We start from the raw sequence: 20,510 nt of genomic DNA, 5'->3' as shown, positions 1-20,510 counted from the left end.
CGCCTCGCGGCCCGGAGTCTTGCCTCCCCCTTGGTTAACCAGAACCGCCTAATCGACTCTTAACCGATCAGCCTGGCCCACCAGCCATACCGCCAGCCGGCAATTGCGACTCCCACCAATATGACGAGCACCAGATACAGGCCCCAGGGTTGCTCTTTCTCGGCATAGGGGTCGGTCAGCGCCCGCTCCGATCCGGGCGGCAGTTTGGCCAGATGGGTCAGGCTGCCGCCGAAAGGAATATTGATCAGCGCGCGCGCATTCACCGCCCAGCCATTGGCATCGAGCAGCGGGCCGAGATTGCGCTGCCGCAGCTTCATCGCAGCGATAACCATCGAAGGACCGGAGACGATCAGCACGACACCGGTCACGGCGAGCGGGATCTGCCACCAGGCCAGATTGAGGAAGCCGGTGATCACGGAGGCCAGGGCCGTGCCGATGGCGCCGATGGCGAGGCCGATGGCGGCGAAGATACCGGCGAACTTGCCGGCATCGAAAGCCTGCTGTTGGGCCGGCTGCGCAGCGGGCGCCGATGCCGGCTGGCCGGAAATCGCCTGCGTGCCGGTCTGCAGCAGCTGCGTGGTCATCTGCTGTTCGTTCGCCTTGGAGCGGGCCGTGGCGAATTTCTCGATCTGGTCGCCGACGAATTTTCCGACTTTCTTGAACGGCAGCCAAAAGGCTTCACGGATTGAGATGGGGTGACTGACGATCTTGGTGATTACCGCATCCCAGTCGTTGCCGGCACGGTCGTAGAACACGCCGTTGCGGCCAACCATCAGCTGATCGGCATCGCCGGCGGTGACGGCGGCGGCGATCGTCAGCCTGTCCTTCGTCGGCCTGCCGTCCGCGCCGCGCCGCGTGCAGTCGCAATAGAGCAGATAGATACGGCTGAGTGCCGCCAGGGTTGCATGCCTGGCCGGATCATCCACGGCGATGCACAGATCGCAGGAGCGGCCATCGATGAACAGCGTCCCGACCTGGAACGTCGCCTTGCCGCGCCGGGTATAGAAATCCTTGAAGGAAATGAAATTGTTGAGCAACGGCACCAGGTCACGCACATAGCGCGCCAGCGTCTCCACCGCGGCGATGGCTTCGAATTCCGGGGCCAGCGCCGTATCGGCCGCGATCAGCGCATCGATCTTCTGCTGCACGCCGCCTTGTTTGATGGCCCGCAGCCGCGCGATCCCCAGCGGCTCGACCAACGCACCGGTCTTGCGCCGGAGCCAATCCATTGCCGGCGCCAGCCGCGCCTGTATCTCGCGCCAGTCGTCCTCGCTCAGCGAGCCGCGCTCGCCGCCCAGCAGCGGCGCCACGGCAGCGTCGCGCAGCCGGGCCATGTCGGCGGCCCAGGCCGGATTGACCCCCTGGCCGAGTGGCAACGGCCGCTCGGCCTCGATACGCGCCAGCGGAAACCCGGAAACCGCCACTGCACCGGCCGACAGGTCGGCATCCGCGATTGCAGCGAAATCCTTGTCATCGGCATTCAGTGCCGTGCCAGCCACCGGATCGAAGGCTGCCAGCCGGCAGCGGAAGAAGTAGTCGTCGAGCTTTGATGACAGCTTCTGCGCCGCCTCGACCGCCGGCAGCGTGCCTTCACCGAGCGGCAGAATATCGGGCTTGGCCAGCGCCTCGCCCCACCAGTCGAGATAGGCGTCCAGCGCCGCAAAGAAAACATCCGCCTCGTCCTTGCCGATGCCGGTCTCGCCACCGCGATCGGGCTTCTCCCCGACCAGCTTCATGATCTCCTTCATGACCTGGGCGGTGTCCGCATCTTCGCCGGCGGCCGATGGCGGCACGACACCGTCGCCATTCAGCTGCGTCTTGCCGAAAATACGGCCGACATCGGCAGCTTCGGCCGGGCTGATCGCGCCGGCATCGGCCTTGCCGATATTGGTGAGGATGCGCTTGGCCGATGCCAGAATCCGCGCGCCTTCCTCATGGTGAGGATTGATCTGATTGAGCGGCAGTTCGCTATGCCCCGCGAAGAGCACGTCGGGGTTCAGCACCATCCGGCAGGTCCAGTTCACGGCGGTCAGCAGTTCGGGGGCGCGGATGCGGCCATCCTTGTCGGTATCGATCAATTCGAGGGTCCGGCGGTCGAAATCGATGCCGCTGGTCGGACAGCTCAGCGCCAGCCAGAGTTTCTGGTCGAGGCCGGAGAGATGCCTGAGATCCTCGCCGGTTTCGATCCGCAACTGGTCGAAACCGCCGGCGCGGAAAAAACGCCAACGATGCGGATTTTCCTGCTGCGGACGTTCGCCAATCTTCGTTCCGGTCGAATCGGTCTGCGCTGTGGCCACGGGACGCCCCCTGAAAGACAATAGAAACAATGATATAGGCCGATGCCCGAACTGCCAATGGCAGCGTCAGAGCCAGCCGCTGCGCCGGAAGCGCCAATACAGGAAGCCGCAGACCGCAACGATACCCCCGAGCACGACGGGGTAACCATATACCCAGCGCAGTTCCGGCATGACGTCAAAATTCATGCCATAGATGCCGGCAATGGCGGTGGGCACGGCAAGAATTGCGGCCCAGGCGGCAAGCTGCCGCACCACATCATTCTGCCTTGCATTGGCCAGCAGGATCTCGGCCTCGAAAGCGGCAGATGCTCCCTCGCGCAGACCGGTGATCGCTTCGGCCACGCGCTGCACATGGTCATGCACATCGGCGAAATAGGGGCGGATCTCCGGCAGCATCAGCGGGGATTCGAGACGGTTGAGCCGATTGCTGACCTCCAGCAGGGGCAGCACAGTACCGCGCATGCCCAGCAACTGCCGGCGCAGGTGATACAGCCGCTCGATCGTCGGTCGATCCAGCGTTTCGTCCAGTACATGGGTTTCGATGTCGATCAGTTCAGCCTGGATGCCATCGATCACCGGAAAGAAATTGTCGGTCACGAAATCGACGATGGCATGCAGCACCGCCGCTTCGCCCTGTTTCAGCATGCGCGGGTTGCGCTCCAGCCGGCTGCGAACATCAGCATAGGAAGAAGACGCCCCATGGCGTACCGATATGACATAGCCTTTGCCGACGAAAATATGGGTTTCACCGTATTCCGGAGCACCTCCGACAAGACGCACGGTGCGCAGCACGACAAAAAGGGAATCGCCATAGGTGTCGACCTTGGGCCGCTGGTGCGCCCGTTCCGCATCTTCGACAGCCAGCGGATGCAGATCGAACTGGCGCTGCAGCGTCGCCAACGCCGCCGGTTCGGGCTCGTGCAGTCCGATCCAGATGAATTCCGCGCCTGACGGAACAGGGACGCCATCCGCCTCGAAAGGAAGGTCGGCCAGGCGACGGCCGTTCCCGTAGGCCGCACAAGCAATGACACCTTTCATCATGCCTCCGGAGCACTGTGACCGTCCATTGCTACACCAGACCGGACCCCGCATCACCCCTGCAGCGGCCAGAAAATCGGGATCAGCACAGTGCCGACGACCAGGACCAGCCCGGACAACGGCAGGCCGAGCCGCGAGTAATCTCCGAAGCGATAACCGCCCGGCCCCATCACCAGCGTGTTGCACTGATGGCCGATCGGCGTGAGGAAATCGCAGGCCGCACCCAGCGCCACCGCCATCAGGAAGGGATCGGGATTGAGACCCAGTTTCTGCGCCAGGCTGGCGCCGATCGGCCCCATGATCAGTACAGTGGCGGCATTGTTGAGGAACGGCGTCAGCAGCATGGCGCTGCCCATCATCAGCGTCACCGCGCCCATCGCCGGCAGCGCATCCGCCGCCACGGCCAGAAGGCCGGCAATCAGTTCGGCGCCCCCGGTACTGCTGATGGAGTCACTGACGGGAATCAGGCAGGCCAGCAGCACGATGATCGGTACATCGATGGCCTCGTAAGCCTCTTTCAGGGTCAGCACGCCAAACACCACCATCAGCACGGCGGCGCCGAAAAACGCCGCCGTCACCGGCACCAGCTTGAAAGCCACAACGAGCATGGCCAGGGTCAGCAAGATGATAGGCAGGAATTCCTGACGTCGGCGACCGAGGCCGATGGCGCGATCGACCAGCGGCAGGCAGGCGAGATTGCGCAGGGATTCCGCCATCGTCTCGCTCGGTCCCTGCAGCACCAGCACATCGCCGGCCTGGAAGCGAATCTGGCTCAGGCGCTTGCTGAGCGGCTGGCCGGAGCGGCTGATGGCGAGCAGACTCAGTCCCTCATGCTCGCGCAGGCGGAGCGAACGCGCCGACGATCCGATCAGGGAGGAATCGCCGGTCACCACCGCCTCGACCACGGCGACATCCTTGGGCGGTGTGCCGCGCTTGTCCTTTTCGCCAGTCGGCTTGTCGGCTTTCTCTTCCGTTTCGGCCTTGTCGCTTTTTGCGGTCGCGGCCTCCCTGCTCCTGGCCGAGGCGGCACTTGCACTCAGATCGAGCTTGGCTTCCTCGATCAGTTTGCGCAGGGCCATGGCCTCGGCGCGCAGCACCAGCGTGTCGCCGGCAAAAAGCTGCCAGTGCCAGGCCGGGGTATAACGACGGCGATTCTCGCGGATGATCGCCACTACCTCGACATCGCCCTCGCCCAGCAACTCGAGATCGCCCACCGTCTTGTCGAGCAGGGTGGATTTCGCACCGACCTGCACTTCGGTCAGATAGGGATCGGTTTCAAAAACCTGTTCGGCCGAAACCGGCGGCGTGCGGTTGCTGGGCAGCAGGCGCCAGCCGACGACCAGGAACAGAAAACCGCAGATGGCAATGCCGATGCCCACCGGCGCGAAATCAAACATCGTGAACGGCGTGCCGGTCAGTTCGGCGCGCACGCGCGCCACCAGGATATTCGGTGAGGTCCCGATCAGGGTGATCAACCCGCCGATCAGCGAACCGAACGCCATCGGCATCAGCAGCTTGGAAACCGAGGTGTCGGTACGGCGCGCCATCTGGATGGCAATCGGCAGCAGGATGGCCAGCGCGCCGATATTCTTCATGAAGGCCGACAGCACCGTGGTGGCGAAGGTCAGTGCCGCCACCTGCCGCGTGGTGGTGGTGAGGAAAGGTTCGGCCTTGCGCACCAGGCGACCGATGACCGTGGACTTGCCGACGCCGGCACTGATCACCAGAGCCGAGGCCACGATCACCACCACCTGGTCGCTGAAACCGTCGAACGCCTTGTCGACCGGCACGACACCGATCGCCACCGCAACCAGCAGGCCGAACAGGGCGACCAGATCGAAGCGGAAGCGGTTCCAGATGAACAGCGCGACGATGACGGCGATGAGGCCGAAGGACAGGGCTTGCTGGAGCGTCAAGGGAATACCCGGGTTGCTGAACTGACCTAACGTTGCTGTCAGGCCTGCGTTCCCTGCCCGGGTGGCGGAACTCCAGGAAAACCGGCTTGGTTCCGTCAGCGGCTGGCGGCGTCGCGAAAGGCCTGCGGCGCCTGCGGTCCCCACTGCGAATGCAGGCCGGTGCTCTTCGGATGCCGGCGATATTCGTGGCGGTTGTTCAGGACATCGGTATCGGTCCAGTGCTCATGCACTCGACCCCAGGGATCACGCCAGTAATCGAAAATCTGCGCCCCCAGCGTATGGCGGCCCAGTCCCCAGAGATGCAGGTCGGCATATTTCTGCATCATCGCATCGTGGCCGGTGGCGAGATCGTCGATATCCTGCACCTCGAAGGAAATGTGGTTGAGGCCGATACTGGCATGGCGGCCGAACATCATCACATGATGGTCGACGTAAGCCTCGCCCGCATCGACGCGGTTGAAGCTGGCCAGCAGCAACGAAGGATCGTCCTCGGCATGCACATCGTCGGAGGCGACGATGCCGAGATGGCGTTGCGCCCAGGCCACCGATTTCTCGATCTCTGGCGTGCTGATCACGGCATGGCCGATACGCTTGACCTGCGAGGGCCGGTGATCGACACGCAGCAACGTACCCGGACGGGCGAGCTTGTCGTAGCCGGCATTCAGGGTATGGGTTTCGACCGGCAGCGGTGCGGCGCCCTCGACGCCCCACACCACTTCCAGTTCCATGCCGTTATGTTCCCTGATCCGCACGCGCTTGCCGCCGCCGGGTTCGTCCAGCGATTCCACCGCCGAAGCGCCTTCGCCTTCCTGCGACAGCTTGTGCAGGTCATCGAGCGAATGCGCCCAGAAACCGATGCGCAGCACCGCCGGGTCACCCTGCTCGGTGATGTGGATATGGTGCACTGGATCGGTGCCGCGCATGTAGAGTGCATTGGCCGTGCGTTCGGTCCGCACCAGGCCGAACGAGGTGAGATACTCTTCCTGCCGGTCGAGATCGGGCGAGCGAAGCCGAATCCAGGCGATGTCCTTGATGCGAATGATCGGTTCGACCATGTCCGTCCTCTATGCTTACGGGACCAGCAGAATTTTGCCGAGCGAGTCGCCGCGCTCGATCATGCGATGGGCCTCGGCGGCCTGCGCCAGCGGCAGTTTCACGCTGACCGCCGGGCGGATCGCGCCTCTGGTCAGCAGATCGATCACTTCGGTCATGATCTGCCGGCGCAAAGCCGGGTCGCTGTCCAGCACATGCATCGAGAAGCAGCGCAGCGTCAGGCTTTTCGCCAGCAGCGCCCGCATCTCGCCGAAGATATCCGTCGCCGGCAGACCGGCAATGGCATTGTAGGAGACCAGCGTGCCCAGCGGCGCCAGCATCTTCAGGCAATCGACCAGGCCGGGCCCACCGACATGGTCGAGCACCAGATCGACGCCGCGACCGTCAGTCAGTTCCAGCACGCGGCCGAGCGGGTTTTCCGTCTTGTAGTTGATGATGTGGTCGGCGCCCTGTTCGCGGGAGAAACGCTCCTTCGCCGCCGAACTGACGCTGCCGATCACGGTGAGATCGAGGTGCCGCGCCAGTTGCACCGCCGCGGAGCCGACGCCGCCGGCAGCACCGGCGATGAAAACGCTGTGCAGTTTGCGGCTCTGCAGCACATCGCGCAGCATCGCCCAGGCCACCTGGTAATTCGGCAGGCAGGCGGCGGCATCGAGATCGACGGCCTCGGGCAACGGAAACGGTGCTGTTGCCGGCACCGCCAGGTATTCGGCATAGCAGCCGCCGCGCTGCGACAGTTCGCGTGCCGTGATCAGCACTTTCTGGCCCACGCCGAGATTGCCCACACCGGCGCCGAGCGCGGCGATCCGCCCGGCCATGTCGCTGCCCGGGCTGGTCGGCAGCGGCGGCATCCATTTGTAGACGCCGGTGCGGATCAGCACATCGGGCCAGCCGACGCCAATCGCCTCGGCCCGCACCAGCACCTCGCCGGGTCCCGGTGCGGGGGTAGCCACTTCGGCGGACTCGAGAACCTCGGGCCCGCCGGTCTTGTGAATCAGGACTGTCTTCACGCCATCATTCCTGCTGCGGGATATTCGCCTTCTTGATCACATCGGTCCAACGCGCGGCTTCCGAAGCGACCATGGTCTTCATCGCTTCCGGCGTACTGCCCTGCACATCGCCGCCGACGATTTCCTCGATCCGCGTCTTCACCTCCGGCCGGGCCAGCGCCTGCTGCACGGCGCCGTTCAGTTTCATGATGATCTCGCGCGGCGTGCCCTTGGGCGCGAACAGACCGGCCCAGGTGCGCACATCGAAGCCCGGCAGGGCGCTTTCCGCGACCGTCGGCACATTCGGCATGCCACGGAAACGGGTCGGCGAGGTCACGGCCAGCGCCTTCAGCTTGCCCGAGGCGAGCTGCGGCTGCACCGTCACCGCTGTCGCGATGATAATCGGCAGGTCGCCGCTCAGCAGGCCGGTAAAAGCCGCCGCCTCGCCACGATAAGGCACATGGTTCCACTGGATGCCGGCCACCGAAGCAAGCAGCTCGCCGGTCAGGTGATGCGTCGAGCCGACGCCGGCCGAGCCGTAATCCAGCTTGCCCGGATTCGCCTTGGCATAGGCCAGCAGGGCCTTCATGTCATTGGCCGGGAAATCCGGCTTCACCGCGATGGCGAAGGCGTAATAGACCACGGTCGAAATCATCTCGAAGCTGTCGACCGGATGGAACGGCAGGCTCTTGTACAGGCCGGCCGAGACCGCATGGCCGCCGGTGGGCAGGCCGATGGTGTAGCCATCGGGTGCCGCCGTGGCCACCGTGCGCGAGGCATTGTTGCCGCCGGCACCCGGGCGCTGCTCGACGATCACCGGCTGTTTGAGGATTTCGCTCATCGGCTGGGCCACCAGACGCGAGATCGCGTCGGCCGTGCCGCCGGCCGCAAAGCCATGGATCAGCGTGATCGGGCGGGTCGGATAATCGGCCGCCAGGGCAAGCGGGCTGGCGAGAACGGAAAAGCCGAACACGGCTCCGGCGAGCGCTGCGATTTTGCGCATGATGGTATCTCCCTAGACGTTTTCTGCGGATTACCGCTCCGAACCGGTTGATTTCGGTCTGCGGGCACCCTTGTAGTATTTGCATTAAGACCAGTTTTATGCATAATGTCTACAATAATGCATAAATCAATTCCGAGCATGACCCAGCCCGCCACACCCGTCGACCGCTCCGAAACCCCCTTCCCGACCGATGCGACCCTGGTGGAAAAGGCCTATGCCCTGTTGCGCCAGGCCATCGTGCGTGGCGCGCTGCTGCCCGGCGAAAAACTGAAGATCGACCTGCTGCAGAAGGAATACGGCATCTCCAGCAGCCCGCTGCGCGAAGCGCTGAATCGTCTGACCGCCGAGAATCTGGTGACGGCGGAAGGCAACCGCGGCTTCCGCGTCGCGCCTGTCTCGCTGGACGACCTGGACGACCTCGTGGGCCTGCGCATCGTGCTGGAACGCGAAGCCGTTGAAGCCTCGATCGCCGAAGGCGGCGACGACTGGGAGGCGCGCATCGTTGCCGCCTTCTACCGGCTGGAGCGCGAGGAAAAGCGTATCTACGAGGAGCAGGTACCGCTGAACGAGGAATGGAGCCAGCGCCATCGCGACTTCCACATGGCGCTGCTGTCCGGCGGCCGTTCGAAGCGGCTGGCCAATATGTGCGCCAGCCTGTTCGATCAGGCTGAACGCTATCGTCGCCTGTCCGCCTCGGTACGCAAGCGCGCCCATAACAAGAGCGGCGAGCACAAACGGCTGATGGACGCCGTGCTGTCGCGTGACCCGGTACTGGCCGCCGAGCGGCTGCGGGAGCATGTGCAGAAGACGGCGCAGAACATCGCCAATGCCATGAAGGCCCAGACACAGATACGGACCGAAGCCGAATCGGCCGAATAAGTTTCAATCAGTCCAAGCGTTGATCAGGGAGAGTGAGTATGAAGCTGGCATCCTTCACAGTTAAGGGCCGCGAATCCTTCGGCGCCGTGCAGGGCGACCGAGTAGTCGATCTCGGCCGCCATTTCGCCGGCACATACGCCACGCTGGCCGATTTCATCGGCGGCGCCGATTTCGCCGGTCGCGACAAGATCGTCGCTGGCATGAAAGCCGATCTGGCGCTGAATGAGGTGACGCTGCTGCCCGTGATTCCGCGCCCGGAAAAGATCGTCTGCATGGTGCGCAACTACATGGACCATCACCAGGAGGTGCTGGCCGCCGGCATGCATCGCGAGCTGTCGGAATTCCCGCCGATCTTCCTGCGCGTCTGGCGTTCGCAGGTGGCACATGGCCAGCCGATCATCCGCCCCAAGGTGTCGGAACAGCTCGACTGGGAAGGCGAGATGGCTCTGATCATCGGCAAGCCCGGCCGGCATATCGCGCCGGCCGATGCCTTCAACCACATCGCCGGCTATGCCTGCTATAACGATGCCAGCATCCGCGAATGGCAGTTCCACGCCAAGCAGATCGCGGCGGGCAAGAATTTCGTCGGCACCGGCGCCTTCGGTCCATGGATGGTGACCGCCGACGAGATTCCCGATCCGGAGAACCTGAAGCTGGAGTTGCGGCTGAACGGCAAGACCGAACAGTCGTCCAATACCAGCAACCTGATCTTCAAGATTCCCACCATCATAAACTACTGCTCCACCATCTTCGACCTGGTGCCGGGCGATGTCATCGTCACCGGCACGCCGGCCGGCGTGGGCTGGAGCCGCAAGCCGCCGCATTTCATGAAGCATGGCGATGTGGTGGAGGTGGAGATCGAGAAGATCGGCCTGCTGCGCAACCCGGTCGTCAACGAAGCCTGATCGCACAGAAAGGCGCAGCATCATGTGGACTGTCCGTAAATTCGTCACCTCCGTGGAAGAGGTTTTGCACGACCGCGGTCCCGCCCTGCCCGTGCCTTTGCGCATCGGCACGGCGGCCGTGGTGGTGAACAACCCCTATGCCGGGCGTTACGAAGCAGACCTGATGCCCGGCATGGAGGCGCTGAACGATCTCGGTCGCGAGGTGGCGCGCCGCCTGCTCAAGGCACTGGATGTCGCGCCGGCTGAAGTCGAGGCCTATGGCAAGGGTGCCATCGTGGGGGCTGATGGCGAGATGGAACATGGCGCCATGTGGCATCCGTCCGGCGGCTGGGGCATGCGCGCGGTGCTGGGCGATACCAAGGCGATCGTGCCGGCCGGCAAGATGATTGGCGCGGTGGGCGCGCGGCTGATGATGCCGCTCGGGCATGTGAACGCGGCTTACGTGCGCTCGCATTTCAACACCATCGGCCTGAGCATCGACGATGCGCCGCGCCCGGACGAGATCGTCTATGCGCTGGCGATGGCGACCGGCGGGCGGGCGCATGCCCGCCTCGGCGGTCTGGCGGCGGATCAGATCAAGGGCGAGGACGGGCTGCGCTGACGTTCAATCAGAACGACGCCCCGCAAACTAAAACGGCGCCCACTGGGCGCCGTTAGCGTTTTAAGGATGGTGGGCGCACCAGGGCTCGAACCTGGGACCCGCTGATTAAGAGTCAGCTGCTCTACCAACTGAGCTATGCGCCCCGACCCTTAAAACGAGGCGCGAAAATACCCGGATTCGCCGGAATTGCAAGCGCTTCGGGCGGATGATTTTCGGGGGAAATTCCGTCGACCGCCCAAAGGCTTAAATCGTCACGATTCGGCCCGAAACGGGTCTCAGAGCCCGCTCATATGGCGCGGGATTTCCACATCGCGGTGCACATAGCAGTTGATCAGCAGGCCCAGCCCGACCAGCAGCGTCATCATCGCCGTGCCGCCATAGGAGACCAGCGGCAGCGGCACGCCGACCACCGGCACCAGCCCTGAAACCATGGCGATGTTGATGAAGACATAGAGGAACAGCATGGTGGTGAGGCCGCCGGCCAGCAGCCGGCCGAACTGGCTGCGCGAGCGCAGGGCGATGGCATAGCCGTAGGCGATCAGCAGGATATACAGCGCAATCAGCACCAGGGCGCCGATCAGGCCATGTTCCTCAGCCAGCATGGTGAAGATGAAGTCGGTCTGTTTCTCGGGCAGGAAACTGAGATGGCTCTGCGTGCCCTGCAGGAAGCCCTTGCCGGAAAAGCCGCCGGAGCCGAGCGCGATCTTCGACTGCAGGATGTGATAGCCTGAGCCGAGCGGGTCTTCCTCCGGATTCATGAAGGTCAGTACGCGCTTCTTCTGGTAATCGTGCAGGAAATTCCACAGGATCGGCAAGGCGGAACCGCCGCCGACGATCACCAGCAGGAATTTCCAGGCCCGCACCCCGGCGAAAAAGAAGACCGCCCCCGACGAGGCCAGCAGCAGCATGGCCGTACCCAGATCGGGCTGCTTGATCACCAGGACCACCGGCACCAGCACAATCGCCAGCGGCAGGACCAGCCAGCGAATCTGCCCGGTTTCTTCATAGGACAGGCCGTGGAAATAGCGTGCCAGCGTCAATATCAGCGCAATCTTCATGATCTCCGAAGGCTGGATATGGACGACGCCGAGATCGAGCCAGCGCTGCGCGCCCATGCCGATGCGGCCGAACAGTTCGACGGCGATCAGCAGCAGCAGGCCGATGCCGAAGATCACGTATGACAGCCGCATCCAGACACGGATATCGGTGACCGCGATGGCCAGCATGACGATCAGGCCGATGACGAAGCGGGCCATCTGGCGGTCCGCCCAGGGATCGATATCGCCGCCGGCTGCGGAATACAGCGCGGTAAACCCGACGCTGGCAATCAGCGTGATCAGCAGCACCAGGCCCCAGTTGACGTCGCGCAGCTTGCGCCCGAAGGACAGGTCGTTACCGCGGCTGGACCAATGCGCCATCTTAGCCGCCCTCCTTGCGGGTTGCCGGCTGTCCTGATGCCGTAGTCGGTCCCGGCGCGCTGCGCGGTCGACGCGAGGGATCGAGTTTCTGCGTTTCCAGCAGGATGTCGCGCGCCACCGGCGCGGCGGCTTTGGAGCCGGACCCGCCATGCTCGATGATCACTGCGCAGGCATAGCGCGGCGCACTGACCGGCGCAAAGGCGACAAACAGCGCGTGATCTCGCTCTTCCCAGGGCTTCTCCTCGTTCTTGCGTACGCGGGTTTCGCGCTCCAGACGTGAGATGCGGCGCACCTGGCTGGAACCGGTTTTTCCGGCCATGGCATATTGCGCCTGCATGATGCGCGCGCCGGCGGCCGTGCCGCGCGGCGGCGAGGTGACGCGGATCATGCCTTCCAGGGCGATATCGAGCTGCTCGCGCTTGAGGCCGATGCTGGGCCAGCGCTGCGAGGCGGGCCGCTGGTCGGTGGCGGGACCCAAGGCATCGTCGGTGCGCACGATGCGCGGCTGCACGGCATAGCCGCCATTGGCCAGCCGCGCGGTCATCACCGCCAGCTGCAGCGGCGTGGCGGTGACATAGCCCTGCCCGATGCCGATGACGAGATTCTCACCCTGCGCCCAGGGCTGGCCCAGCACCGCCTGTTTCCAGGCCCGCGTGGGGATCAGGCCGCGCCGCTCGCCGGTCAGGTCGATGCCGCTCAAGTTGCCCAGGCCGAGCCGCTTGGCCATCTCGGCGATCTTGTCGACACCCGTGCGACGCGCCGTCTCGTAGAAATAGACGTCGCAGCTCTCTTCCAGGCCGGATGCCATGTTCATCGAGCCGTGGCCGCCCTTCTTCCAGCAATGGAAGGTGTTGTTGCCGAAATCCATGTGGCCCTGACAGAACACCCTGGTTTCCGGCGTCATGGCGCCGGCTTCCAGCGCGGCCAGGCCGACCAGCATCTTGAAAGTCGAGCCCGGCGGATACTGGCCCTGGATCGCCTTGTTGGTCAGCGGTTTGTATTTATCGGTGTTCAGCTGGCGCCATTGCGGTCCGGTAATGCCAACATTGAACCAGTTCGGGTCGTATCCCGGATTGGAAGCCAGGGCCAGGATATCGCCGGTATGGATATCCATCACCACGGCGGCGCCGCTTTCCTCGCCCAGCCGTTCCATGGCGAAACGCTGCAGATCGGCATCGATGGTCAGGACGACATCATCGCCCTGCTGGCCGTTATGCCGCGCGAGTTCGCGGATGGCGCGGCCATATGCATTCACTTCCATCTGGCTGTGGCCGGCGCGACCGCGCAGCTGCTCGTCATAGACTTTCTCGACGCCGCTCTTGCCGATGCGAAAACCGGGCAGTTCGAGCAGCGGATCCTCGCCGAGCTCGTTCTCGGCTACGGCGCCGACATAGCCCACCACATGGCTGAACGTGGTGGTGTAGGGATAGTCGCGGGTTTCGCCAACATCGAGCTGCACGCCCGGCAGATCGGGCGAATGCAGATTGACCTTGGCGAAATCGTCCCAGGACAGGTTTTCGGCCACCACCACAGGGACAAATTTTCGCCGCCGCTCGATCTCGCGCTTCACGCGTGCGCGCTGGGTGTCGTCGACCTGGATCAGATTCGACAGGGCCTCCAGCGTTGCATCGACATTGCGGGTCTGCTCGGCCACGATCATGACGCGGTAGTTGCGCCGGTTCGACGCCAGCTCCACGCCGAAGCGGTCCAGCACGCGACCGCGCCGCGGCGACAGCAGACGCATGTTGATGCGGTTCTCTTCGGCCAGCAGAGTGTATTTGTCGGATTCCATCACCTGCAGGTAATAGAGCCGGCCGATCAGCGCGCCGAACAGGCCGAGCTGTGCCGTACCCAGCAGCAGGGCACGGCGGGTGAAAACCCGCTGCAGGTCGTTATCGCGCCGGTTCATCGCCATGCGGATACACCCATCAGGCCGTCACAGAAGCGCGCAGCCAGCGGCGTTCGAGCCTGCTCAAACCCCAGTAGATCGCCGGATACAGCGCCAGCGACAGCAGCAGTTGCGCCAGCAGCGGCGCGGTCGGCTGCAGGCGCCAGTGCAGCACCGAGACGATCGCCCAACCGGCCGGCAGCACGGCACCGACCACCAGGGCGAATGCCGCCCAGTTGACCATAAAGGAGGAACCGAGGAAGACCTTGCGCTGCGCCATGCCAAGTTCATGCACCAGCACAAGGATCAGGGCATTCAGGCCAAGCGGCCCGGCCGATAGCAGATCGAGCAGCAGGCCGATCATGAAAGCGCCGACCATGGTCATCAGATCGGAGCGGAAGATGCTCCAGTAAAACACCGCCATCAGCGCGAAAGCCGGCGCCACGCTGTCGAAATGCGGCAGGCCGATCGGCAGCAGGCCGAACAGCACCAGCATCACGCTGCTGAAAATCGGCAGCAGGGCACGGATGCGGCGGCTGGTCTGGCGGAGCAGCGCGGACATCCCGCCGCCTCCTTAGGGCTGCTGCGGCGTCGGTGGCGACGCCTGCCCCATGCTCTGGCCCTGCCCCTGGTTTTGACCGGGGTGCTTTTGCGGAGGCAGCAGTGGCGGCAGCGCCGCGGCCGGATCCTCGGCATCGATGCGGGTTTCGTCGAACTGCATGACGCGCAGGAAATCGAGCCGGCCGAGATCGACCAGCGGCCGCACGCGCACGCCGCCATCGGTCGAGACGATTTCGGCCACCGGAATACCGGCCGGAAACTGACCGCCATCGCCCGAGGTGACAATATGCATGCCCACAAGAGGCTTGGCCGCGCCGGTCAGGTATTCCAGCCGCGGGAAGGGCGAGTTGTCGCCGGTCAGCACGGCGCGATGGCCGCCCTCCTGCAGCATCACCGGCAGGCGCGAATTCAGGTCGGTCAGCAGCAGGATGCGCGAGGCGCGGTAGCCGACCTCGGCGACACGACCGACATAACCGCCCTCGCCGATCACCGCCTGGCCTTTGCGCACGCCATCCTTGGCGCCGATGTTGAGCAGCGCGGTACGCACGAAGGATCCGCCGCCATCGGCAATCACGCGCCCGGTGACGAAAGTGTTGGTCAGGTCGGGGCCGGCAGCGAGCAGGCGCCGCATGCTGGCATTATCCTGCTCCAGCCGGCGCGCCACTTCCTGCCACTGCAGCAGGCGGGCATTCTCGGTGCGCAGGCGGAAGTTCTCTTCATGCACGAACAGGATGTCGTCGACCCAGCCGATTGCGGCGTTGATCACGCCGACCGGTTGCGCCACGGCACTGAGCACCGGCTCGAAGATATCGGCAACCAGGGCACGCGAGCGCTCGACCGCCGGGCGGTCGATACGACTGACCAGGATCAGGCCGACGGCGGCAGCCAGCAGCAGCAGGAACGCGAAACGCTGCAGCAGCGCCAGTATCGGCGCGGCAATCCAGGCACTGCGTCCGGTCCGTCTTGCCATGCGCCCCCGTCAGCTCCTCCGGTTGCCGTGTCTTGATCAGTACGGCGGGTTGTACAGAACGTGCTTCAGCGTCTTCATCTCTTCCAGCGCGCGGCCGGTGCCCAGGGCCACGCAGGAGAGCGGCTCGTCGGCGATCGACACCGGCAGGCCGGTCGCATGGCGCAGCACGAGATCGAGATTGCCGAGCAGCGCACCGCCGCCGGTGAGCACGATGCCCTTGTCGACGATATCGGCAGCCAGTTCCGGGGCGGTGTGTTCGAGCGCGACCTTGACGGCCTCGACGATGGCGCCGACCGGTTCGGCCAGGCTTTCGGCGATCTGGCGCTGGTTGATCACCAGTTCCTTCGGCACACCGTTCATCAGATCGCGGCCCTTGATCTCCATGGAGAGGCCGTTGCCGTCTTCCGGCGGAGCGGCCGAGCCGATCTGCTTCTTGATGCGCTCGGCCGAGGCCTCGCCCACCAGCAGGTTATGGTTGCGGCGGATATAGGCGATGATGGCTTCGTCCATCTTGTCGCCGCCGACGCGCACGCTGCGCGAATAGACGATGCCGCCGAGCGAGAGCACCGCCACCTCGGTGGTGCCGCCGCCGATATCGACCACCATCGAGCCGGTCGGCTCGGTGACCGGCAGGCCGGCGCCGATCGCTGCAGCCATCGGTTCCTCGATCAGGAAGACGCGGCGCGAGCCGGCGGACTCAGCGCTGTCCATGATGGCGCGACGCTCGACCGCGGTGGAACCCGAGGGCACGCAGATGATCACCTGCGGCGAAGCGAAGCTGCGCCGGTTGTGCACCTTGCGGATGAAATGCTTGATCATTTCCTCCGCCACCTCGAAATCGGCGATGACGCCGTCGCGCAGGGGGCGGATGGCCTCGATATTGCCCGGCGTGCGGCCCAGCATCTGCTTGGCCTCGTCGCCGACGGCCAGAACCTGCTTCTTGCCGCGGTTATTGGCGATGGCAACCACCGACGGTTCGTTCAGCACGATGCCGCGACCTTTGACATAAACCAGGGTATTGGCCGTGCCGAGGTCGATGGCCATATCGGCCGACATGAAACCCATCAAACGCGAGAACATCGAGTAAAACCTCACCAGCGTAAAATCGCGCCGTTATCGCCTCGGATGCCAGAGCAGCGCAACCCCCAGCCCCCATATTTTCCGGACCCGACAGACTCCGGGCCGGCCCCGGTAAAATCAGGCACCCACCTTACGCGCTCATGGCGGCCGGCGCGGTCTTTTCTCGCTTCACCAGCAGTTTGTTGAGCGCGTGAATATAAGCCCGGCAGCTCGCCACCAGCGTGTCGGCATCGGACGCCTGCCCGTTGACCGTCTTGCCGCCCTCTTCCAGCCGCACCGTCACCTCGGCCTGGGCATCGGTGCCCTGGGTCACGGCATGCACCTGGTAGAGCTGCAGATTGGCGGTATGCGGGAACAGGGCCTTGATCGCATTGAAGATCGAATCGACCGGGCCATTGCCGGTGGCCTTGACCGCCTTCACCGCGCCGTCGATCTCCAGCTCCAGCTCGGCGCTCTGCGGCTCCTTCGAACCGGCGATCACCTGCAGCGAGACGAAGCGGATGCGGTGGCTGTCATGCGCCACGGTATCGTCGACCAGCGCGACGAGATCCTCGTCGAACACTTCCTTCTTGCGGTCGGCCAGGTCCTTGAAACGGCCGAAGGCATCGTTGAGCTGGTTCTCGGCCAGATTGAAGCCGAGCTCTTCCAGCTTCTTGCGGAAGGCATGGCGACCGGAATGCTTGCCCATCACCAGCGTCGAGCGGTTCAGGCCGACCGATTCCGGCGTCATGATCTCGTAGGTGCCGGCATGCTTCAGCATACCGTCCTGGTGAATGCCGCTTTCATGCGCGAAGGCATTGGCGCCGACGATGGCCTTGTTCGGCTGCACCACGAAACCGGTGACCGCCGAAACCAGGCGCGAAGCTTTCATGATGTCGGTGGTCTTGATGCCGGTTTCGAACGGCATGGCGTCAGGCCGCGTGCGCAGCGCCATGACGATCTCTTCCAACGCGGCATTGCCGGCACGCTCGCCGAGACCGTTGATGGTGCATTCGATCTGCCGCGCGCCGCCCTGCACGGCGGCCAGCGAATTGGCCACCGCCAAACCGAGATCGTTGTGACAATGCGCGGAAAACCTGGCTTTATCGCTGTTCGGGATGTTTTCGATCAGGTAGCGCATCAGCGCCGCGTATTCTTCCGGCACGGTGTAGCCCACCGTATCGGGCACGTTGATCGTGGTAGCGCCGGCCTTGATCGCACTCTCGATCACGCGGCAGAGAAATTCGCGGTCCGAGCGCGTGCCGTCCTCGCAGCTCCACTCGACATCCTCGCAGAGATTGCGGGCGTGAGAGACGCTGTCGATCACCGCCTGATGCACGGCTTCAGGTTCCATCTGCAATTTGAACTTCATATGCAGCGGCGAGGTGGAGATGAAGGTGTGGATGCGGGCGCGCTTCGCCGGACGCAGCGCCTCCCAGGCGCGGTCGATGTCTTTCCTGCCGGCGCGGCTCAGGCCGCAGACGGTGGAATTGACGACGCGCTTGGCAATCTCGTTGACCGCCTCGAAATCCCCGTTCGATGCAATCGGAAAGCCGGCCTCGATCACGTCGACGCCCATGCCTTCCAGCACCGAGGCGATTTTCAGCTTCTCTTCGAGATTCATCGAGGCGCCGGGCGACTGCTCGCCGTCGCGCAGGGTGGTGTCGAAAATGATGACCCGCTCGCGCGGGCGCGATTCGCCGGTCGTCGCGTTGGTCATGGCCTAAACCCCTTCTCGCCTGCGGGGCATGCCCATCGGGGCCCGCTTCCGCAGAAATTTCGCCGCTGTTTCCGTGCTTTAACCATAAGTGTACACGCTCCGGCGGGGTCCCGGCAAAGGCCGAAAAACCCAAGTCTGACATAGACTTGCACCGGTACTCTCCAACAGCATGCTTAAAAAGGGGTGAACGGGCCGTCTCTGCAACCCGAATCACCTAATGCCCTGAAATCGCGGCTGAATTGAGGCCGGTGCCGGTTTCGGCCTGCCGGGCCCGAAAACTGCCGGACAGAGGTGGCGGATCGACCATACTGCCGGTATGGACTCCACTCCCTATCCAGAAGAGACGCAGATGCCTCGCAAGCCGTCTGAACTCCCCCGGGATCTACTCTGCGACCAGCTCGGCACCCCCATCGGCACCGCGCTGCTGGTCACCGATGCGGCGGGCATGCTGCGGGCGCTGGATTGGGATGGCCATGAAGACCGGCTGTTGCGCCTGCTGCGGCTGCATTACGGCGAAAACACCATCCTGAGCGCCAGCCCGGCGCCGGCCGCCCTGCGCCGCGCCCTGAACGGATACTTTGCCGGCGACCTGAAACAGATCAACGCGATCGCCTGCCAGACCGCCGGCACACCGTTCCAACGCACAGTCTGGGCCGCATTGCGCAAGATACCCGCCGGCAAAACGATGACCTACGGCGCGCTGGCGGCGAAGCTGGGCACGCCTGCGGCGATGCGCGCGGTGGGTGCCGCCAACGGCGCCAATCCCATCAGCGTCGTCGTGCCCTGTCATCGCCTCATCGGCGCCGATGGCACGCTGGTCAAGTATGGCGGCGGCCTGGAGCGCAAGCGCTGGCTGCTGGAGCATGAAGGCGCGGAGATCGCGCCGCGCCACACTGCCGCTGCCTGAGCACTCCGGGCGCGCCGCAAGCGTCAGGCCCGGCGATACAGCGTCACCACGCAGGCGCCGCCCAGGCCGAGATTATGCTGCAATGCCACGCGGGCGCCCTCCACCTGTCGCGCCTCTGCGGTGCCGCGCAACTGGTGCGTCAGCTCGTAGCATTGCGCCAGTCCGGTGGCGCCGAGCGGATGCCCCTTGGAGAGCAACCCGCCCGACGGATTGGTGACGACCTGGCCGCCATAGGTGTTGTCGCCGGCTTCAACGAAACGTTCCGCCTCGCCAACGGGACACAGGCCGAGCGCCTCGTAAGTGATCAGTTCGTTCTGTGCGAAACAGTCGTGCAGTTCCACCACATCGATATCCTGCGGCCCGATGCCGGCCTGTTCGTAGACCTGGCCGGCCGCGGCGCGGCTCATATCCGCTCCCACCACCTGCATCATGTCGCGCGCTTTGAAGGTGGAGGGATAATCCGTGGTCATGGCCTGGGCGGCGATTTCAACATCGCTGCGCAGGCCATGTTGTGTCGCGAAGCTCTCCGAGACCAGCAGGGCCGCCGCCGCGCCGCAGGTGGGCGGACAGGCCATCAGCCGCGTCATCACGCCGGGCCAGATCATCTGCGCCTGCATCACGTCGTCGACGCTCACCTCCTGCCGGAACAGCGCAAGCGGGTTGTTCTTCGCATGGCGGCTGGCCTTGGCGCGGATGCGTGCAAAAGTCTCCAGCTTCGTGCCGTATTTCTTCATGTGGCTCAGGCCCGCGCCGCCGAAATAGCGCAGGGCCAGCGGGATGTCCGGCATGCCGACCAGATCGTCGGTCACCGCATCGAAATCCTCGAACGGACTGGCCCGGTCGGTGAAGACAGATCCCAGTGCGCCGGGCTTCATCTGCTCGAAACCCAGCGCCAGCACGCAATCGGCCGCGCCGCTTGCCACCGCCTGGCGCGCCAGGAACAAAGCCGTCGATCCGGTCGAGCAGTTGTTGTTGACGTTGACGACCGGGATGCCGGTCATGCCGAGGCGATACAGCGCCTTCTGGCCGCAGGTGCTGTCGCCGTAGACATAGCCGGCATAGGCCTGCTGCACGAGGGCGTAATCGATGCCGGCATCCTTGAGCGCCAGCCGGCCCGCGGCGGCGCCCATCTCATCATAGGGCGCGCTGCCGCCCGGCTTGGCGAATGGAATCATGCCGACACCGGCAACCAGGACCTTGGCCATGACGTCTCCTCCGTTTCGCCTGATCTTAGGCGGAAACGACAGACCGGCAAACGAAAACGGCCGGCGGTTCATCACCGCCGGCCGCTGACGTAACGGGTATA

The 20,510-nt window shown here is 64.4% G+C and carries 17 protein-coding genes and 1 tRNA gene; 4 read left to right on the top strand and 14 right to left on the bottom strand.

Going from position 1 to position 20,510, the window contains the following annotated elements; translation table 11 throughout:
• Positions 1-59: 59 nt before the first annotated feature.
• The 6 genes from OJJ21_RS16200 to OJJ21_RS16175 all read right to left on the bottom strand — a co-directional run bounded on the left by OJJ21_RS16200 (position 60) and on the right by OJJ21_RS16175 (position 8,296).
• On the bottom strand, positions 60-2,297 hold the full coding sequence (locus tag OJJ21_RS16200) for a hypothetical protein (RefSeq protein WP_297687759.1): 2,238 nt from the start codon (positions 2,295-2,297) through the stop codon (positions 60-62).
• 66 nt (positions 2,298-2,363) lie between these two features.
• The gene (corA, locus tag OJJ21_RS16195) at positions 2,364-3,338 is read right to left on the bottom strand and encodes a magnesium/cobalt transporter CorA (RefSeq protein WP_297687757.1); all 975 of its coding nucleotides are present in this window, start codon (positions 3,336-3,338) and stop codon (positions 2,364-2,366) included.
• Positions 3,339-3,388: 50 nt separating this feature from the next.
• Positions 3,389-5,251, bottom strand: coding sequence for an SLC13 family permease (locus tag OJJ21_RS16190; RefSeq protein WP_297687755.1), 1,863 nt, complete (start codon positions 5,249-5,251; stop codon positions 3,389-3,391).
• A 95-nt stretch (positions 5,252-5,346) separates the two neighbouring features.
• Positions 5,347-6,306 carry a hypothetical protein gene (locus OJJ21_RS16185; protein ID WP_297687753.1) on the bottom strand — a complete coding sequence of 320 codons (960 nt, stop codon included), beginning with the start codon at positions 6,304-6,306 and terminating at the stop codon, positions 5,347-5,349.
• 15 nt (positions 6,307-6,321) lie between these two features.
• Positions 6,322-7,314 (bottom strand): zinc-dependent alcohol dehydrogenase family protein, encoded by a 993-nt coding sequence (locus OJJ21_RS16180; protein WP_297687751.1) that lies wholly within the window; start codon positions 7,312-7,314, stop codon positions 6,322-6,324.
• 4 nt (positions 7,315-7,318) lie between these two features.
• Positions 7,319-8,296, bottom strand: a complete 978-nt coding sequence (locus OJJ21_RS16175) for a tripartite tricarboxylate transporter substrate binding protein (RefSeq protein ID WP_297687749.1) — start codon at positions 8,294-8,296, stop codon at positions 7,319-7,321.
• Between the two features lie 138 nt (positions 8,297-8,434).
• Here OJJ21_RS16175 and OJJ21_RS16170 point away from each other — a divergent pair, with 138 nt between their 5' ends.
• Genes OJJ21_RS16170 through OJJ21_RS16160 form a run of 3 tightly spaced genes read left to right on the top strand, consistent with a single transcriptional unit; the run spans position 8,435 to position 10,681 of the window.
• Positions 8,435-9,175, top strand: a complete 741-nt coding sequence (locus OJJ21_RS16170) for an FCD domain-containing protein (RefSeq protein WP_297687747.1) — start codon at positions 8,435-8,437, stop codon at positions 9,173-9,175.
• Positions 9,176-9,213: 38 nt separating this feature from the next.
• Positions 9,214-10,080, top strand: coding sequence for a fumarylacetoacetate hydrolase family protein (locus OJJ21_RS16165; RefSeq protein WP_297687745.1), 867 nt, complete (start codon positions 9,214-9,216; stop codon positions 10,078-10,080).
• 22 nt (positions 10,081-10,102) lie between these two features.
• Positions 10,103-10,681, top strand: a complete 579-nt coding sequence (locus tag OJJ21_RS16160) for an amino acid synthesis family protein (RefSeq protein WP_297687743.1) — start codon at positions 10,103-10,105, stop codon at positions 10,679-10,681.
• Positions 10,682-10,748: 67 nt separating this feature from the next.
• On the opposite strand, the gene OJJ21_RS16155 is transcribed toward OJJ21_RS16160, so the two are convergent.
• From OJJ21_RS16155 to OJJ21_RS16125, 7 genes are all read right to left on the bottom strand, one after another.
• A tRNA-Lys gene (locus OJJ21_RS16155) sits at positions 10,749-10,824 on the bottom strand.
• Between the two features lie 132 nt (positions 10,825-10,956).
• A complete protein-coding gene (rodA, locus tag OJJ21_RS16150) occupies positions 10,957-12,099 on the bottom strand; it encodes a rod shape-determining protein RodA (RefSeq protein WP_297687741.1) in 1,143 nt (380 codons plus the stop codon).
• Position 12,100: 1 nt separating this feature from the next.
• Complete coding sequence (gene mrdA, locus OJJ21_RS16145) at positions 12,101-14,014, bottom strand: penicillin-binding protein 2 (protein WP_297687739.1); 1,914 nt, start codon at positions 14,012-14,014, stop codon at positions 12,101-12,103.
• 13 nt (positions 14,015-14,027) lie between these two features.
• Positions 14,028-14,549 carry a rod shape-determining protein MreD gene (gene mreD, locus OJJ21_RS16140; protein ID WP_297687737.1) on the bottom strand — a complete coding sequence of 174 codons (522 nt, stop codon included), beginning with the start codon at positions 14,547-14,549 and terminating at the stop codon, positions 14,028-14,030.
• Between the two features lie 12 nt (positions 14,550-14,561).
• Positions 14,562-15,518 carry a rod shape-determining protein MreC gene (mreC, locus tag OJJ21_RS16135; protein WP_297687736.1) on the bottom strand — a complete coding sequence of 319 codons (957 nt, stop codon included), beginning with the start codon at positions 15,516-15,518 and terminating at the stop codon, positions 14,562-14,564.
• 36 nt (positions 15,519-15,554) lie between these two features.
• Positions 15,555-16,598 (bottom strand): rod shape-determining protein, encoded by a 1,044-nt coding sequence (locus tag OJJ21_RS16130; protein ID WP_144066920.1) that lies wholly within the window; start codon positions 16,596-16,598, stop codon positions 15,555-15,557.
• Between the two features lie 130 nt (positions 16,599-16,728).
• Positions 16,729-18,297, bottom strand: a complete 1,569-nt coding sequence (locus OJJ21_RS16125; RefSeq protein WP_297687731.1) for a 2-isopropylmalate synthase — start codon at positions 18,295-18,297, stop codon at positions 16,729-16,731.
• A gap of 349 nt (positions 18,298-18,646) precedes the next feature.
• Between OJJ21_RS16125 and OJJ21_RS16120 the strand changes: the two genes are divergently transcribed.
• The gene (locus OJJ21_RS16120) at positions 18,647-19,204 is read left to right on the top strand and encodes a methylated-DNA--[protein]-cysteine S-methyltransferase (protein WP_297687730.1); all 558 of its coding nucleotides are present in this window, start codon (positions 18,647-18,649) and stop codon (positions 19,202-19,204) included.
• 23 nt (positions 19,205-19,227) lie between these two features.
• Here the strand turns inward: OJJ21_RS16120 and OJJ21_RS16115 are convergent, their stop codons facing one another.
• Complete coding sequence (locus tag OJJ21_RS16115) at positions 19,228-20,409, bottom strand: lipid-transfer protein (protein ID WP_297687727.1); 1,182 nt, start codon at positions 20,407-20,409, stop codon at positions 19,228-19,230.
• Between the last annotated feature and the right edge of the window lie 101 nt (positions 20,410-20,510).

Origin of the sequence: Ferrovibrio sp. (genome assembly GCF_025869515.1) — a bacterium.
Taxonomy (GTDB): Bacteria; Pseudomonadota; Alphaproteobacteria; order Ferrovibrionales; family Ferrovibrionaceae; genus Ferrovibrio.
This window is presented reverse-complemented; position numbering and strand designations above follow the sequence as displayed.

Coding starts and splice junctions, on each gene's coding strand:
- OJJ21_RS16115 (WP_297687727.1), bottom strand. CDS start 20,409: ATGGCCAAGGTCCTGGTTGCCGGTGTCGGCATGATTCCATTCGCCAAG.
- OJJ21_RS16130 (WP_144066920.1), bottom strand. CDS start 16,598: ATGTTCTCGCGTTTGATGGGTTTCATGTCGGCCGATATGGCCATCGAC.
- OJJ21_RS16165 (WP_297687745.1), top strand. CDS start 9,214: ATGAAGCTGGCATCCTTCACAGTTAAGGGCCGCGAATCCTTCGGCGCC.
- OJJ21_RS16125 (WP_297687731.1), bottom strand. CDS start 18,297: ATGACCAACGCGACGACCGGCGAATCGCGCCCGCGCGAGCGGGTCATC.
- corA (WP_297687757.1), bottom strand. CDS start 3,338: ATGATGAAAGGTGTCATTGCTTGTGCGGCCTACGGGAACGGCCGTCGC.
- mreC (WP_297687736.1), bottom strand. CDS start 15,518: ATGGCAAGACGGACCGGACGCAGTGCCTGGATTGCCGCGCCGATACTG.
- OJJ21_RS16120 (WP_297687730.1), top strand. CDS start 18,647: ATGCCTCGCAAGCCGTCTGAACTCCCCCGGGATCTACTCTGCGACCAG.
- OJJ21_RS16175 (WP_297687749.1), bottom strand. CDS start 8,296: ATGCGCAAAATCGCAGCGCTCGCCGGAGCCGTGTTCGGCTTTTCCGTT.
- OJJ21_RS16160 (WP_297687743.1), top strand. CDS start 10,103: ATGTGGACTGTCCGTAAATTCGTCACCTCCGTGGAAGAGGTTTTGCAC.
- OJJ21_RS16185 (WP_297687753.1), bottom strand. CDS start 6,306: ATGGTCGAACCGATCATTCGCATCAAGGACATCGCCTGGATTCGGCTT.
- mrdA (WP_297687739.1), bottom strand. CDS start 14,014: ATGGCGATGAACCGGCGCGATAACGACCTGCAGCGGGTTTTCACCCGC.
- mreD (WP_297687737.1), bottom strand. CDS start 14,549: ATGTCCGCGCTGCTCCGCCAGACCAGCCGCCGCATCCGTGCCCTGCTG.
- OJJ21_RS16170 (WP_297687747.1), top strand. CDS start 8,435: ATGACCCAGCCCGCCACACCCGTCGACCGCTCCGAAACCCCCTTCCCG.
- rodA (WP_297687741.1), bottom strand. CDS start 12,099: ATGGCGCATTGGTCCAGCCGCGGTAACGACCTGTCCTTCGGGCGCAAG.